14 protein-coding genes are annotated in these 16,160 nt (G+C 66.4%); 8 read left to right on the top strand and 6 right to left on the bottom strand.

The features are described 5' to 3' along the window. Nucleotides 1-4: 4 nt before the first annotated feature. Nucleotides 5-916 carry a pseudouridine-5'-phosphate glycosidase gene (locus IT430_18280; protein MCC6909887.1) on the bottom strand — a complete coding sequence of 304 codons (912 nt, stop codon included), beginning with the start codon at nt 914-916 and terminating at the stop codon, nt 5-7. 60 nt (nt 917-976) lie between these two features. Next, nucleotides 977-2,326, bottom strand: coding sequence for a DEAD/DEAH box helicase (locus IT430_18275; GenBank protein MCC6909886.1), 1,350 nt, complete (start codon nt 2,324-2,326; stop codon nt 977-979). Nucleotides 2,327-2,506: 180 nt separating this feature from the next. Between IT430_18275 and alr the strand changes: the two genes are divergently transcribed. The 4 genes from alr (at nt 2,507) to IT430_18255 (ending at nt 6,768) form a co-directional block, all read left to right on the top strand. Further along, nucleotides 2,507-3,736, top strand: a complete 1,230-nt coding sequence (gene alr / locus IT430_18270) for an alanine racemase (GenBank protein ID MCC6909885.1) — start codon at nt 2,507-2,509, stop codon at nt 3,734-3,736. Between the two features lie 284 nt (nt 3,737-4,020). Further along, the gene (locus tag IT430_18265) at nt 4,021-4,506 is read left to right on the top strand and encodes a hypothetical protein (protein MCC6909884.1); all 486 of its coding nucleotides are present in this window, start codon (nt 4,021-4,023) and stop codon (nt 4,504-4,506) included. A gap of 175 nt (nt 4,507-4,681) precedes the next feature. Continuing rightward, complete coding sequence (queD, locus tag IT430_18260) at nt 4,682-5,044, top strand: 6-carboxytetrahydropterin synthase QueD (GenBank protein MCC6909883.1); 363 nt, start codon at nt 4,682-4,684, stop codon at nt 5,042-5,044. Between the two features lie 35 nt (nt 5,045-5,079). Continuing rightward, complete coding sequence (locus tag IT430_18255; protein MCC6909882.1) at nt 5,080-6,768, top strand: hypothetical protein; 1,689 nt, start codon at nt 5,080-5,082, stop codon at nt 6,766-6,768. 210 nt (nt 6,769-6,978) lie between these two features. On the opposite strand, the gene IT430_18250 is transcribed toward IT430_18255, so the two are convergent. Next, a complete protein-coding gene (locus IT430_18250; protein MCC6909881.1) occupies nt 6,979-7,587 on the bottom strand; it encodes a hypothetical protein in 609 nt (202 codons plus the stop codon). A gap of 321 nt (nt 7,588-7,908) precedes the next feature. On the opposite strand from IT430_18250, the gene IT430_18245 reads away from it, so the two are divergent. The 4 genes from IT430_18245 to IT430_18230 all read left to right on the top strand — a co-directional run bounded on the left by IT430_18245 (nt 7,909) and on the right by IT430_18230 (nt 12,040). Then, nucleotides 7,909-8,568: a redox-sensing transcriptional repressor Rex gene (locus IT430_18245; GenBank protein MCC6909880.1), complete on the top strand. Its 660-nt coding sequence runs from the start codon at nt 7,909-7,911 to the stop codon at nt 8,566-8,568. Nucleotides 8,569-8,584: 16 nt separating this feature from the next. Beyond that, a complete protein-coding gene (locus tag IT430_18240; GenBank protein MCC6909879.1) occupies nt 8,585-9,055 on the top strand; it encodes a hypothetical protein in 471 nt (156 codons plus the stop codon). A 263-nt stretch (nt 9,056-9,318) separates the two neighbouring features. After that, nucleotides 9,319-10,143 (top strand): hypothetical protein, encoded by an 825-nt coding sequence (locus IT430_18235; GenBank protein ID MCC6909878.1) that lies wholly within the window; start codon nt 9,319-9,321, stop codon nt 10,141-10,143. Between the two features lie 370 nt (nt 10,144-10,513). After that, on the top strand, nt 10,514-12,040 hold the full coding sequence (locus tag IT430_18230) for a DegQ family serine endoprotease (protein MCC6909877.1): 1,527 nt from the start codon (nt 10,514-10,516) through the stop codon (nt 12,038-12,040). A 378-nt stretch (nt 12,041-12,418) separates the two neighbouring features. Here IT430_18230 and IT430_18225 read toward each other — a convergent pair whose 3' ends face one another. The 3 genes from IT430_18225 to ppk1 form a co-directional block, all read right to left on the bottom strand. Beyond that, the gene (locus tag IT430_18225; GenBank protein ID MCC6909876.1) at nt 12,419-13,411 is read right to left on the bottom strand and encodes a VCBS repeat-containing protein; all 993 of its coding nucleotides are present in this window, start codon (nt 13,409-13,411) and stop codon (nt 12,419-12,421) included. Between the two features lie 21 nt (nt 13,412-13,432). Then, nucleotides 13,433-13,738, bottom strand: coding sequence for a hypothetical protein (locus tag IT430_18220; GenBank protein MCC6909875.1), 306 nt, complete (start codon nt 13,736-13,738; stop codon nt 13,433-13,435). A gap of 160 nt (nt 13,739-13,898) precedes the next feature. Beyond that, the gene (ppk1, locus tag IT430_18215; protein MCC6909874.1) at nt 13,899-16,064 is read right to left on the bottom strand and encodes a polyphosphate kinase 1; all 2,166 of its coding nucleotides are present in this window, start codon (nt 16,062-16,064) and stop codon (nt 13,899-13,901) included. Between the last annotated feature and the right edge of the window lie 96 nt (nt 16,065-16,160).

Genomic DNA, 16,160 nt, shown 5'->3' with positions numbered 1-16,160 from the left:
CTGCTCAGCCGCCCGCCATCGCCACCGCCAGTCGGGCTGCGAGTGCGGCGTTGGATTCGAGCAGGGCGAGGTTGGCGCGCATCGAACGGCCGGCGGTGAGATCGGCCACGGCATCGAGCAGAAACGGCGTGAGCGCCTGGCCGCGGATGTCTTGTGCCGCGGCGCGATCAATGGCGCTGTGTATCGCGCGATCCATCTCCTCCTGGTCGATTGCCGCCGCTTCAGGCACGGGATTGGCCAGCAGCACCGCCGACGTGCGCCGCAGGCGGCGCCAGTGCATCTCGCAGACCCGTGCGGCCTGCTGCACATCATCTACGCGATGCGCCGACCGGTACTCATCCGACCCACGCGAGTAGAACTGCGGAAAGCGATCGGTCTGGTAGCCGAGCACGGGCACGCCGAGCGTTTCGAGGTGTTCGAGGGTGGCGGGAATGTCGAGAATCGCCTTGGCGCCGCTGCACACGACGCAGCAGGGGCACTGCGCCAGTTCGGCCAGATCGGCGGAGATGTCGGCGCTGCTCTGCCAGCCGCGATGGACGCCGCCGATGCCCCCGGTGGCGAAGATGCGCACGCCGAGGTTGCGGCAGACGGCCAGTGTTCCGGCGACGGTGAGGCCCGCCGAGCCGCCGCGCGCCATGATGGGCGCCAGGTCGCGCGCCGACGCCTTGCCGACATCATCCGATGCGGCAAGGTGTTCGAGTTGTTCATCGCTCAGTCCGACGATGAGATGACCGTCGATGATGCCGATCGCCGCGGGCGTCGCGCCATTTTCGCGCACCGTCGCCTGTATCGCGCGCATGGTCTCGATGTTGATCGGGTGCGGCAGGCCGTGAGTGAGCACGGCCGTTTCGAGCGCGACGATCGGCTGGGCGGCGCGCAAGGCGTGGCGGACATCGTCGCGGCCGAAGGTGTGCATGAGAGATGGTATCGCGCGAGGCGCGATGCTGAGCCGTCGATCGCAACGGCTGGGCCGGCGCTATCTTCCGCGGCGGGTCTTCATGCGACCGCCGAGGCGGCGCTTGGGCGGGCCAGACGGGACCACGCCGCCGGGAAACTTCTCTTCGTCGATCGTCGAGCGCTCGTCTTCCCACACGGCGTCAGGGCCTGCGGCCCGGCCGAGCGGCGCTTCCGCTTCGGGGATGGGCTTGGCGATCTGGGCGCGCTTGTCTTCGGGAATCGGCCCGGGCACGAAATCCGGGTAGTCGAGTTTGGCGATCTCGATGTTGGCGAGCATCTCGATGGCCGTGAGCAGCTTGCCCTGGTCGGGCGCCACAAAGCTCCACGCGATGCCGCTCTTGCCCGCGCGGGCGGTGCGGCCGATGCGGTGGATGTAGACCTCCGGATCCTCGGGCAGGTCGAAGTTGATCACGTGCGAGATGCCGGTGACATCGAGACCGCGCGCGGCGAGGTCCGATGCGACGACGACGCTCAAATGGCCGCTGCGCAGCTTGCGCACGATCGAATTGCGCTTGCTCTGGGGCATGTCGCCGTGCAGCGAGTGCACTTCGATCTGGTGCCGGGCCAGGAACTGCGCGAGGCGGTCAACCGTGTCCTTTGTGCGGCAGAAGACAAGCGTCAGATCGGGCTCTTCGTGCTTGAGCAGGTGCAGCAGCAGGGCCCGCTTGTCCCAGGGCTGGACGGCGAGGTACTTCTGCTCCACCTGGCGAACCGTCAACGCGCCCTCGGCGGTGACGATCTTGACCGGGTCGGTCATGTACTTGCGCGCCAGCGTCTCGATCTCTTCGGTGATGGTGGCGCTGACGAAGACAAACTGGGCCGGGCGCTTTACGCCGCCGAGGATCTTGCGGATGTCCTCGCGGAAGCCGATGTCGAGCATGCGATCGACTTCGTCGAGCACGACGCGCTTGATGTTGTCATAAGAGAGCACGCCGCGCTGGTGGAGGTCCATGACGCGGCCGGGCGTGCCGACGATGAGATTGGGCCGGCGCTTCTCGAACTCGGCGATCTGGCTGCGCAGGCGTTGCCCGCCGTAGATCGGCTGCGAGCGGATGGGCGTGTAGCGGCCGAGCTTTTTCAGCTCGGTGTCCACCTGCATGGCCAGTTCGCGCGTGGGCACGAGGATGAGCGCCTGGCTGGGGACGTCGGGATCGCCCAGATGCAGCAGGGGCAGGCCGAAGGCGGCGGTCTTGCCGGTGCCGGTGCGCGCCTGGCCGAGCACGTCGCGCCCGGCGAGGATCGGCGGGATGATCTGCGCCTGGATCTCGGTGGGCTGTTCAAAGCCGGCTTCGGCCACGCCGCGGCTGACGCTGCCGCGCAATCCGAGGTCCGAGAATGGGGTTTGGACGGTCTGGGTCTGGTCGGTCATCTGTGCAGTCTTACTCTCGACGGGCCTCTCGAACACCACGCTCGGGGGGACGGCGGAGGCCTCGTCGAGGCGGCAGGACCGCGCCAGGCGGCGGCCCTGAGAATGCTTGATGATAGAACGCGGCGATGTACGATACAAGTGAGCGGACTTCCGCCACCGCCTGCCGCCACGAAAGCCCCCTTGTCCATCGCCAGCGAAATCCAGGTCGATCTGCAGCGCCTGGCGCACAACGTCGGCGTGCTTCGCCGCGTCATCGGCCGCAACGTCGAACTGTGCTGCGTTATCAAGGCCGACGCCTACGGCCTTGGGGCGACGCGCATTGCCCGCTGGATGGACCACCTGCCCATCGATCTGCTGGCCGTCTACACCCTTGAGCAGGCCGAGCAGCTCTGCAAGGCCAACGTCGGCAAGCCGCTGCTCGTGCTCATGCCCATCCACGACGTGCCCCGGCCCGGGCCGGTGTATCGCGCCGTGGTCTCGGGGCGGCTGCACTTTGTCGTGCACGATCTCGCCCATCTCAACCACCTCATCGCCCTGGCCGACAGCATCGGCTGCCGCCTGCCGATCCACGTCGAAGTCGATACGGGCATGAGCCGCGGCGGGGCCAACGTCGCTGACGTGCGTGAGATGCTCGAACGCGTCGCCTCCACCCGAGCCGTCGAACTGCACGGTTTTTTCACGCACTTCGCCAGCGCCGAGGGCGACGAGCGCGCCACGGCCGCACAACTGGACGCCTTCAACGCCCTCGCCGCGGAGATGGATGCGCTCATTCCCGAATCCTGCCGGCTGCACGCGGCCAGCACGCACGCGGTGCTGCGCGATCCGAAGTATCACCTCGACATGGTGCGCATCGGCCTCGCGTGGACGGGCTTTGGCTGTGAGGCGCTGCGCGAAGAAGTGCACCTTGCGGCCGGCGAAGCGCTGCTGCCCATCGTGACCTGGACCAGCCGGCTCGTGCACACCAAGTGGATCGAGCCGGGCACGACCGTCGGCTATGGCCGCACGTGGCGGGCACGCCGGCGCACGCGCGTGGGCCTCGTGCCCGTGGGATACGCGGATGGTTATCCGGTCACGCTGTCGAACAAGGCGGTGGTCCGGGTGCAGGCGGGTTCACAGTGGTGTGAGGCGCCGGTGATCGGGCGGGTGAGTATGGATCAGCTGACGGTCGACCTGACGGACCTCGCCGTAGCGGTGGGAGTGGGGGCGAGCGTGGAGCTGATCGGCAGCGACCCGGCCGCGGGCAATCATCTGCCGACGCTGGCGGCGCAGGCGAACCTGCAGCCGTACATGCTGCTGTGCGGCCTCTCGCCGCGCATCAGCCGCATTTACCGGAACCAGGTGCTGCCGCAGCCTCAGGTCGAAGCGCCCAGCCAGCCCGCGCAGTCGGCCCGCCCGGCTGCCGGCGCATAGACAAAAAGAAAGGTGCCAGGTACCTTTTCCGGAAAAGGTACCTGGCACCTTTTTTCGACGCCGATCCTTCAGCGGGCCGCACAGGTGGCCCCGGCCGGGCCGGGTGTGGCGGCGGCCGATCATCTCCCGCGTGCGGATGTTCGATCTGATAGTTGGATGGAACTTGGCGACGCAGAGTCCCGCGCGCTCCGCCGCGCCGAGCCTCCGCGTCGTCATTCGACCCTGAGGCTCATGACCCCCGCGATCCTCCATGCCTCGCTGCCTTCCAAACCCCGGAGACCCTTGTGTTCAAAAGAATGGGCGAACTGCTGGTCGAGTGCGATGAGTTGACGGCTGATCAACTCGAGAACATTCTCATCGAGCAGCGCCGCCGCTACCAGCCGTTCGGCCGGATCGCTTCGAAGATGTTCCACGTGCCCACCGAGGCGATCTGGAACGCATGGGCTCTGCAGTACGCGCGCTTCTGTCCTCGCATCGCACTGCCGGGCGAGCCGCGCAATCGTGAAGCGTTGAGCAATCTCAGCCCGCACAACGCGTGGAACCTTCGTCTGCTGCCGCTGCGCTGGCACGATGGGGATCTGGTGCTCATCACCTGCGCCAGCCGCCTGGCGCACTCGCTGCAGTTCGTCGATGAACACGTCGATGCGCCTGCCGTAGTCTGGTTGACCGACAGCATCCACGCGCTCGAAGATGCGCTGCGCGCTGCGTATCCGAACTGTGACCGCCAGCCACCGGCCCGCCGACACGCCCCGCGCGTCGACGTGGCGTGATTGACTCTCTCAGTATCTCCAAGATCCGAGCCCCGACCGTAAGGGAGGGTCTTCGACGGCCTGCGTTCTTCGCGCTGCATCTCGCCAACCGCGCAGCGCACGCTCAACCCCGTGCTGACGCGTGGGGCTCGGCTTCCGGTCGTCGGCGGGCGCGGCTTGCCTTATCATTGCCGCGATGCACATGCGTCTGGTCAAGACGTTCACCTTTGAAGCGGCGCACTTCCTGCCGTCCTTTCCGCAGGGGCACAAGTGCAGGCGCATGCACGGGCATTCGTTCAGCGTTGATGTCGTCGTCGAAGGCGAGATCCCCGCCGGTCAGTACCACCTCATCGACTACGGCGATCTGAGCCAGATCATCGAGCCCCTGCGCAAACAGCTCGACCACTACTGCCTCAACGAAGTCGACGGCCTCGAGAATCCGACGAGCGAGATGATCGCCGTCTGGCTGTGGGATCGCCTCAAGCCGAACCTGCCGATGCTGGCTGAGATCGTCGTGCGCGAGACGTGCACGAGCCGGTGTGAGTATCGCGGAGAATAGTGTCAGTGCCGGCACGCGGATCAACCAGCACGATCATGACCGCATCACAACTGAACGCGCTGGCGCGACTCATCCGCGGGAACGATGGCTCCGCAGCGCACTCACATCAGATCGCCAGCGCCATCAGCCAGCTCGAACGGCGAGCCGCGCCCACGAGCGCAGTGCTCCGGCGCTACCACAGCCTGCTGCTGTTCCTCAGTGCATTCGGCAGGGCGGCTGCAACCGTCAGGGCCGCGCGCGCTGCGCTGAAGCGCTTCGAGCAACGTACATCCGCGCTGACGCCGCGCCAGCGCGCCATGCTCATCGACACCGGCATCATCGGCGCCCGCACGCAGTACACGTTCGGCTACGAGTCGCTGCGCACGATCGCCCAGCGCTGGCCGGGCGAGTGTGAGATCGACTGGAGCGGATACGACGAGCCCGAACGTCTTGACGGCCTGCTTTATCGCATCGCGCTCAATGCTGAGCAGCAGACGCTCGATGACGGGAACGTGAGCACGCAGGAATGGATCGACCACGCCCGCGGCCGGCGCGGCGGCACGGCCGTGGACTGGCTCGTGCGCGAAGTCGAAGCGCGCGGACGCGACCGCGACGCGGCCATCGCCCTCTTTGAAGACGCCGAAGTTCCGGTGGTCTGGAACCTCCATCGCTCGACCGGCTCGACAACGCTGCTGCGACTGCCGGGCCGGGAGAAGCCCGCGGGGCGGGGCCCGTTTCGCAGACCCGGTGATGCCGGGCCGCTGATCGCCGACCCGCTGCACATTCCGCCGCCGCTGCCGCGGGCGCAGGCGGCGCAGGTCAGGGCGGTCACCGTCGCGGCCCTGGCGGCGCGCGGCCGGGAAGTGCACGCGATGCGCTTTGCCAACCTCGATGAAATCTACCTGATCGATCTTGGAGAGAGCGTGCTGCTGGCCGTGCTGGGCGTCGTGCCCGAGCAGCGCCTCCCGCTCGAAGGCAACTACGGGTACATGCTGTTCGCAGGCGGCGTGCCGGTCGGCTACGGCGGCGTGAGCCCGCTGTTCGCGCAAGGCAACACGGGCATCAACATCTTCGAGGAGTTTCGCGGCAGCGAGGCGGCGATGCTCTTTGCGCTCACGCTCCGCGCGTTCCACTCTCTCTTTGACATCAGTCACTTCATCGCCAGCCCATACCAGTTCGGCGATGACAACGATGAGGCCATCGAAAGCGGCGCATTCTGGTTCTACTACCGCCTCGGATTCCGGCCCGCATCACGCGCCATCCGCACACTCGCCGCGCGCGAATGGAGGCGACTGAAGGCAAACCCCTCGCATCGAACCACGCCGCGCAACCTCCAGCGGCTGGCGCGGAGCGATCTCGTGCTCTCGCTGCCTGGCCGTGCGGCTGACGAACTGTTCGCCGAGTCCAATCTCGGACGCTTGGCGACGGCTGTCGGCAAAGCGATCGCCGAGCGCGGCCCGCGCGACCGCGTGGCGGTGGCCGAAGAGATGGCGGCGCGAGTGGCCGGCCGGCTGGGCATCACGAAGCGACATCTCGTCGACAGACATCGCCGCGAGAGCCTGCGGCGGATGGCGCCGATCCTGTCCCTGCTCGGTCCCGCCGTAGCGCGCTGGAGCGCCGCCGAGCGGGCGGCCCTGCGCACCATCGCGCTGGGCAAGTGCGACGGATCGGAGCGGGGCTACGTGCAGGCGATGGCCCGGCACGCGCGATTTCGCAGGGCGCTCGATCGAGAGTTGAATCGATAGCCGCGGGGCGGAACTGCTTCGGCGCTCGCGCACGGCATCCCGGCCTCTGAAGTGCATCGCGGTGTGGCATCCGCCCCAGTCCCGTGCCGCCGCAGAAAACGGCTGCGACGCCGACTGGTGTGAGTCAGCGTCGCGAGCCAGGAGTGACGTTCAGTTGAATACAGCGCCTGCGGCGGAAAAGGTGCCTGGCACCTTTTTTTCAGCGATGTGTCATTTCGTCGCGGCCGCAGTCTCGATCGTCGGCAGCACGGAGCCGTCGGTGATCATGATGCGCGTCGGCGAGAGGCGATGCACCTCCAGCGGCAGGTCGCGCGTGCTCTTCTTCTCCGGCTTGGGGATGATCATGATCGGCTCGGGCAGTGCGCCCTGCTCCACTTCCTCCACGACGGGCGCGGGAATGGCGCGGCGGACGAGGCGGGCCTGGTTCACGAGACCCTGCTCATCGAGCCAGAGGTTCTGGGCGCGGCGAAGCTGGCCGGGCGCGTACTCGGGCAGTCGGTCGAACGGATCGAAGACGATGGGCACTTCGCCGACCCACGCGTGGATGCGGGCGAAGGCGCCGGGCACGCCGTACCAGTCCGGCCCGGGCTGCGAGCAGTTGTCGAGCATGGAGTCGCGCGACAGAATGCGCACGCCGGAGATCTCAAAGTCGGGCGCTGCGGAGAACTCGCGGGTGACGAGTTGCGCGTGGCCGTGGTAGGGCGGCGGGCACTCGAGCAGCACGCCGCGCGTCGAGCCGCGCCACTGCGGTTCGTTGAGGATGTAGTTGGGTTGAGCGGCGTTGAGCGCAAACGCCGCGCCGAGAAGCAGGATGCTCATGGTCGTGCCTTTCTTCAGATGTTGAGACCGCCGGACGGAAAGCAAGGCCCGTGCCGCGCGTGGAATCCGAAGCCAGAGGCGGCAAAGCGGACGTTGGCTTTGCGGCCTGTTGCCGGCACGCCACACGCAAGTGTGGTGCAGTAGCGACGTTACGGGCGTTTCGTTCTCACTGGTCGCTCAGCGCGTGCCGATGGAATATGGTACACCGCCCTCGCAAAGCAGAGCCGGCCGGCGGAGCGGTTCGCGTTATCAGACCTACAGCAACCCGCCTCGCCGACGACCTGCCCGGCCTTTCATCCGCCTCGCCCGCCTCGGTGCCTCATGCCCAACCACCTCGACTCCCCCAGGCCGACCGCCAACATCCCGCTCCCGGCCATCAAGCGTCTCAGCCTGTATCTGCGCGAGGTTGAAGATCTGCTCGAAGCCGGCCGCACGACGGTGTCATCCAAGCAGCTCGGCGAAGCGCTGAGCCTGACCGATGCGCAGGTGCGCAAGGACCTGGGCTACTTCGGGCAGTTCGGCCAGCCGGGCATCGGCTACAACGTCTCGCAACTGGCCGCGGAACTGCGCCGGCTGCTGGGCAGCGACCAGGTGTCCAACGTGTGCCTCGTGGGCGTGGGCAACATCGGCCGCGCCCTTCTCGATCACGGCGGCTTTCGGCGCAAGGGCTTTCACATCGTGGCTGCGTTCGACGTGAGCGACTCGGTCGTGGGCCAGAGCGTGCACGGCGTGAAGGTGGCGCCGATGGCCGACCTGGCGCGCGTGGTGCAGAGCCGTTCGGTACGCTTCGGCATCGTCGCCGTACCGGCCGCGGCGGCGCAGAGCGTGTGCGATCAACTGGTCAAGGCGGGGGTGACGGGGATTCTCAACTTCGCCCCCAAGCGCCTGCAGGTCCCGCCGCACGTGTCGATCAGCAGCGTGGACCTGGCGGTTCAGCTCGAACAACTCGCGTTCCAGGTGATGCTGGCGCAGCGCGAGTAGTCGTCGGAGGTCGATGATGACCGACGAACGTGCAGAGAAGATCAGGCAGCGCAGGCTGTGCTCGATTGGTGTGGGTGTGTTCGCGTGCTTATGCCTGATGATGATGTGTTGGAAGCAGGCTTCGAACGCGCATGCATGGTGGTTGTACCGCCACAGTCGCGATTATCAGTACAGCGGACGCCACAGCTTCGACTTCCTCTCATTTGGCGTGTCGGCGGGCGATACGGAGTTGATCGTGGATCAGAAGCTTGCAGCCATGGGCAGCGCCTCCGTACCGGGAAGAGCCAGCGCAAGCAAGTTCTACTCATTTACCTACGGTCACGACTTCTTCATCCAATCTGCGGGTCCGGTGTTGACGGAGTGGATCACCGTCTACTTTGACGAGGATGGAAAGGCCGACAAGATCATCTATCACTTGTCCGGCGATGGGAAGTCAGATGAGTACATGCTGAATCTGCATGCCAAGACGGTGAACAAGTCGCGGTAGTCCTCATGATCCAACGGCCGGGTGCCGTGGTCAAGCGAGGCTTTGCGAGCGCAGGCCACGCGAGTGCGCGAATGATGGACGAATCACATTGAGCGCGCCGCCCGCAACCGCGTGGCCCGCCGGTCCCAAAGCCGACCTCTGGATCACGGCGCCTGGATTGGTTATCACCCGCTGCCGGTTGTTCGGCCCCATCGTCGCAACGAGAGACGGCGGCGGCGGTACCGAATCCGAAAGAACGACGGCACGTGCCGCGAGGATCCGCCATGAAACGACTTTCCCGTCGAATGTTTATGTCCGCCACACCCGCGGTAGCGCTTTCGGCCTTGCTGGCGCCTGAACAGCGGGCGGCCGCGCACCTGCTTGGCCGCCTCGAAGGCGGGCCTTCCTTTGGCGAGTCCTATCCGTCGCAGGATCCGCAGATCGTCCAGATGATCGTCGGCGCTGCGCACACGAAGCTCGATGAAGTGACTTCGCTGGTCAAGCAGCGTCCGGCGTTGGCGCGCGCGAGTTGGGACTGGGGGTTCGGCGACTGGGAGTCGGCGCTGGGCGCCGCTTCGCACGTGGGTCGACGCGACATTGCCGAGGTCCTGCTGGCGCACGGCGCGCGGGCCAACCTGTTTACGTTTGCGATGCTCGGCCAGGTGGATGTGGTGCGCGCGATCTGCACCGCTCATCCGGGAATTCAACGCACGCCCGGGCCGCACGGCATCACGCTGCTCAAGCACGCGGTGGCCGGCGAGGATGAGGCGCATGATGTGGTCGAGTATCTCACGGCGCTGGGAGGCGCCGATGAATCGCCGGCCAACCTGCCGGTCGATGAAGCGGCCGCCAAACCGTACGTGGCTCAGTACGAGCCGATCGGCATGCCCCACGTGCGACTGAGCATCGCCTGGAGCGACAAGCGCCAGGGGCTGATGCTTTCGCGCGATGATCGCTCCGCTCGCTTTCTGCTCAATGAAGGTGGCCACGTCTTTCATCCCGTCGGTGCGCCAGATGTGAGCATCACCTTTTCGGTGATCGAGGATCTGGCATTGGACATGACGATCATCGACGGAGACCACACGTTGATCGCGCGGCGTGTGAACTAGTTCGATCTCGCTGAGGCATCGGCCATCCACGCATGAGCACGCTGCTGCGTGATCCGAGCCCCACGCGTCAGCACGGGGCCAGGACGTTCGAAACGCGGCTGCGCTCGATTCATCGTTGAGCGCACACGGCCAAGACCCTCCCTCACGGTCGGGGCTCGGCTCCGGGCGGCGCAGCTCGTTTCCGGACTTTGCGGCTCGGTTCCGGCGGCCCTGTTGTGCGTGCGCCGGCAACCGGTTCGCGCGGATCGGGCAACGCGCACGATTTCACGAGCGACTGAACCTCGCGCTCACTCCGCTCGTACTAGCCCCGAGCGGGCCCCGCAAAATCAGAAGGGTTTGTGGCAACGGGGGCTCGCAATAACGAAAGGACATGCTCATGCGATCACACAAGTCATCCCGCGGATTTCTGCCGCGCCGACTGGCCTCGCTCATCGTCGCCGGCGGCGCCTGTACATTTCTGACTGCACCCGTGCTCATGGGATTCGATGACCCCGCGCCTCCCAAGGCCATCTCGTCGGCGGAGGCGATCTCCGCGGCGTTCCGTGATGCGGCCCGGACCATCTCGCCGTCGGTCGTGAACATCACCACGGTCGATCGGCCCGACAACGTCTCATTTAACCAGCAGTCGCCGGGCCAGCAGATTCCGCCGCAGCTGCGTCAGCAGATTCCCCCTGAGTTCCGCCGCTTCTTCGGCGACACGCCGGGGCAGATCGTGCCCTTCGGCGGTCAGGGCGGCCCGATGCCCGAGCGCCGCGGCCAGGGTTCGGGCGTCATCATCAAGTCGGACGGCTACATCCTCACCAACAACCACGTCGTGCAGGGCGCTGACGAACTGAAGGTTCGCCTCAGCGACCGGCGCGACTACACCGCCACCGTCGTGGGCGCCGACCCCGACAGCGACCTCGCCGTGATCAAGATCGATGCGACCGGCCTGCCCGCCGCGAAGTTCGGCGACTCCGATGCGCTCCAGCAGGGCGACTGGGTCGTCGCGGTCGGTAACCCCTTCGGCCTCGACCACACCGTAACCGCCGGCGTCGTGAGCGCCAAGGGTCGCGGCAACATCGGCCTGAACACCTACGAAGACTTCATCCAGACGGACGCGGCGATCAACCCCGGCAACTCCGGTGGCCCGCTCGTCAATCTGCACGGCGAGATGGTCGGCATCAACTCCGCCATTCACTCGCGCACCGGCGGAAGCGACGGCATCGGCTTTGCCATCCCGTCCAACCTCGCCCAGCACGTGGCCGATTCACTCATCGACAGCGGACGCGTCGATCGCGGCTGGATCGGCGTCGGTGTACAGCCGCTCACGCCTGATCTCGCCCACGCGTTCAACTACACCGGCTCGACCGGCGTGGTCGTGACGAACGTGATGGATGGCACGCCTGCTCAGAAGAGCGGCCTCAAGTCGGGCGACATCATCGTCGAGGTGGACAACCGCACGATCGATTCGCCGCGCGCCCTGATCAACTTCATCGGCCAGCGCGAGCCGGGCGAGCAGGTGAAAGTGACCGTCTCGCGCAATGGCTCCGAGCAGGTCGTCCCGCTGACGCTGGGGCAGCGCCCGGGGCAGGAGCAGGTGATCGCCTCGCAGGCGCCGTCGCAGGCGCCGTCGGCGGAAGCGTCGCTGGGCTTGGCGGTGCAGCCGCTGACGGATGATCTGCGCCGGCAACTGGGCGTTTCGGCGGCCGGTGGCCTGCTCGTGACGCAGGTGCAGCCCGGTTCGCCCGCCGAACGCGCCGGCCTGCAGCCGGAAGACGTCATCGTCGAGGCAAATCACTCGGCGGTGCGAAGCGCCCGCGACCTCGCCAACCAGGCGAAGAACCTCGGCGAGGGCGTGCTGCTCAAGATCGAGCGCGGCGGTCAGCCGCTGTACATGGTCCTCAAGAGCGAATAAGCCGCGAGATGACCTGCGAGGTCATCGCCTTTCACAGCGCACACCGCACCGGCGGTGTGCGCTGTTTTTGTTGATGCGGTGCGAAGTTGTCGCGCCGAACGCATCCTAGCTGCGAGAACGCGGAAGTGACGAACTCTGGCACGTGCTGTCGCGGCACGTGTCGTCATGCCTGCGAAGGCAGGCATCCAGTCGAGCGGGCTGGGACGTTCATTTTTCGAAGACGAGTACGTGCGCGACTGCACGCCCGTGGAGTTCCGCCCCGCCCTTCGCAGGAGCAGGCTCTGCGCGGGAATGACGGGGTTGCCCAATCGACCTTCACAGTCGCGGCTCGTCTCGGCCTGCGCCCTCGCCCACTGTCCAGTCGCCCCTCGGTCCGCTCTACGGCCCCGGCTCGGCAGACGCGCTCGCGTCCGCGGCCTTGCGCAAGTAGACCCAGACCCAGCCGTGGTTCCGCCGTTCGGGTTCGAAACGCGCCAACTGCGGCCAGAGTTCCTGCAGTTCGGTCGAAACCTCGTTGAAGCCCTCGACCTCGGCGGAAACTTCATCCCAGAGTTGGCCCCACTTCTCCTGCTGCTCGGTCGTCATTTCCTCTTCGGGTCCGACGCCGACGCGCTCGCGGAGTTTGGCGTCGAGCACCGCCCAGAGTTGCTGGTAGCGCGTCATCACGGTCTGCTGCCGCTCCCGGATTCGATCGCGCTCCGCGATGTCTTCATCCGACAGGTTCGGCTGCTCGGCGGTCGTCGTCTGAAAGTCGCCTACGAGCACGTCGAGACGGCTGTCGCCATTCCAGTCCGCGATGCAGACCTTGGTGCGCGCGCCGGGGCGCTTGATGAGTTTGCCTTCGATGTCGTCAGTCGGGTTGGTGTACGCGGCCATCATCTCTTCATCCGACATCGGCTGCACGAGCGCGATGGCGGCGGCGAGCGTGGGCATCTGCCTTTCGCCGCGTGCCGTGGCGCGATAGAACCACACGCCGCCCTGGCCGTCGCCGCAGATGAGATCATCCGCGCCGTCGCCATCCCAGTCGGCCACGGTCGGCCCGGCATCGCCCTTCACGCGGATGTTCTCGCCGCCGGCCGCCAGTTGCTGCGCGTCGCCGAACTTCGGCACGCCCTTGCCTTCGTGGACGTTGGGCACGAAGAAGACGTCGCCTTCAATGGTGCCGAGGAGGAGATCGAGATCCCCGTCGCGGTCCCAGTCCGTCACCGCCGCGGCCGACGCCTGGCCCACGTTCACGTCGCCGCCGCTGCTGCTTTCGAGTTTGATCGGCTCTTCGTACGCACCGTCGCGGGCGCCGGCGAAGAAGAAGATTTCGCCTGGCCACGAGCCGGAGATCACATCGCGCATCCCGTCGCCGTTGAGGTCCGCCAACTGCGGACCGAAGCCGACGCATCAGCCCGACGGGATCGAGCCGAGCCCCTTGCGCGTCTGAAACCACGCGAAGTCGCTGTCGAACTTCGGCTCGGCGTTGCTGCCGACGTTGCGGTAGATGCGCATCTTGCCGTCGCCGAACTGGCCGACGAGCAGGTCGTTCTTCCCGTCGCCGTTCCAATCCGCGACCCACGGCGCCGCGTGGCCGATGTCCACGTCGATCCACTCATCGCCCGCGCTGACGCGGAACGGAGGTTCGAATTCAGGCGGACCGGCCAGCGCCGCAGCGCATCCGAACATCGCAACCAAAGCCAGTGACGATTTCATGAGGCCTCCCATCTCAATCGCAAGTTCGGGCCAGCGAGACTCTGAACATCATAACGCACGGCGGGCGGCCGCCGGCTTACGAACGCGCTGAATTGCACAAAGAAAGTGGATTCGTGCGTACCGACCGGAAGTCGAACACGCGTACCGGCCGGCCGCCGCGTTACTGTTCGCCGTCCCCGGCGCGCTGCCTGGCCAGGCGCATGAACTGCTCGTGGCAGCCCAGTTCGGCCGCGGCGTCGCGCGGCGTGCGCTGCAGATATGTGCCGTCGCTGGCCATATCCCACGTCTGCCTCTGGTCGGCGAGCTGGATGCGCAGGATCTCCCAGCACTTCTCGCGCAGGGCTGGCTCCTCGACCGGGACGATCGCCTCGACGCGGTTGGACAGGTTGCGGTACATCCAGTCGGCGCTGCCGAAGTAGAACTCGCCGTGCGCCGGATTCTCGCAGCCGGCCCGGAAGTGAAACAGGCGTGCATGCTCGAGGAGCCGTCCGACAATCGACATCACGCGGATGTTCTCGCTCAGCCCCGGCACGCCTGGCCGCAAACAGCAGAAGCCTCTCACGATCAGATCGATCGGCACGCCCTCGCCCGAAGCGCGGTAGAGCGCCGCGCAGATGCCCAGGTCTTCGAGGCTGTTCATCTTCGCCACGATGCCGCACGGCCGGCCGGCGCGGCAATTGAGAATCTCGCGATCGATCATTGCGATGAAGCGCTCGCGCATGTTCACCGGCGCCACGAGCAGCTTGTGGTAGTCGCGCTTGCGCGACCGGCCGGTGAGGAAGTGAAACAGGTCGATGAGTTCCTCGGTGATGGCCGGGTTGCACGTGAACAGCCCGAGGTCGGTGTAGAGCCGCGAAGTGCCCACGTGATAGTTGCCCGTCCCGATGTGCGCGTACGAGCGCAGTCCGCTTCCTTCGCGACGAACCACCAGCACCGTCTTCGTGTGCGTCTTGAGCCCGAGCACGCCGTACACCACGTGGACGCCGACCTTTTCGAGCGTGCGGGCCCACTGGATGTTCCGCTCTTCGTCGAAGCGCGCCTTGAGCTCGACGAGGCACACGACCTGCTTACCCAGTTCGGCCGCCTGGATGAGCCGCCGCACGAACGGGCTGTCATCGCCCGTGCGATAGAGCGTCATCTTGATGGCCAGCACGTTGCGATCCGTCGCCGCCGCCGCTACGAAGCGCTCGACGCTGGCGCTGAAACTGTCGTACGGGTGGTGCACGAGTTGATCGCCGTTGCGGATGACGCTGAAGATATCCGTCGATTCGTCGGCGAAGGCGGGCGGCGTCACCGGGGTCCACGCGCGGAAGCGCAGGTCGGCAATGGGCAGGTCCGCGATCGGCGCGAGGTCGCTGTAATCGAGTTCGCCGGGCAGCTCGTACACGTCGCTGCGCGAAAGTTCGAGTTCGGCGATGAGGAAGTCGAGAATCTCCGGATTCGGATCCGGTCCGTGCTCGAGGCGCACGATCTTCTCGAAGCGCCGCTGGCGCATCTCCTGCGCGATGGATTCGAGCAGGTCTTCGACGTCTTCTTCATCGCGCTCGATGTCGGCGTTGCGCGTCACGCGGAAGGGCATGATGTCAAGAATGACCATCTCCGGGAAGAGATCGTCGAGGTTGCGCGCGATGAGTTCGTGCAGCGTGACGAAGCGATACACGCCGCTGCCGTTGTCCTGCGGGTTGACGCGAATGAGCGACGGCAGAACTTCGGGAATCTTCACGCGCGCAAAGAGGTGCTCGGTGCTCTCGGGGTGCCGCAACGTGATGCCCAGCGACGTGGAGAGGTTTGAGATGAACGGGAACGGATGACCCGGATCGACCGCCAGCGGCGTGAGCACGGGGAACACGTTCTCGCGGAAGTACTGCGAAGCGAAGCGCAGTTCCGGCCCGGTGAGATCATGCCACTTGACGATGCCGATGCCGCGCTCGGCCAGCGCGGGCCGGATGATCTCGCGATCGGTCTGCGCCTGCTGCTCCAGCATGGGGATCACGGTCTGCCGGATGGCGCTGAGTTGCTGCGCCGGCGTCAGGCCGTCGGGCGTGCGCGGCACGGCGCCCGCGGCGACCTGGCGCTTGAGCCCGCCGACGCGCTTCATGAAAAACTCGTCGAGGTTGCTCGTGAAGATCGCCAGGAAGCGCACGCGCTCAAGCAGCGGCGTGCGGTCATCCATCGCCTCGTGCAGCACGCGACGATTGAACTCGAGCCATGAGAGTTCGCGGTTGAGCAGATCGCCCGGCTGGAGCGCACGCGGCTCGGCGGGAGGCGCAGCGCTTTGGCCGGCCTCACTGGCAAGATGCACCGAATCCGGAGAATTGGCGTTCATCGACCCTCCGCGCCCGCCGCGCAGTGGGTGAAGGTATCGCCGCGGGCACGCGCGTGCAAGCGCTCGGTATGTTAGAATTCGGCTAATGGATGGTCC

The sequence above is a fragment of the Phycisphaerales bacterium genome (assembly GCA_020852515.1).
Lineage (GTDB): Bacteria > Planctomycetota > Phycisphaerae > Phycisphaerales > UBA5793 > UBA5793.
The sequence above is the reverse complement of the archived record's forward strand: the minus strand, read 5'-3'. Positions and strand labels throughout refer to the sequence as shown.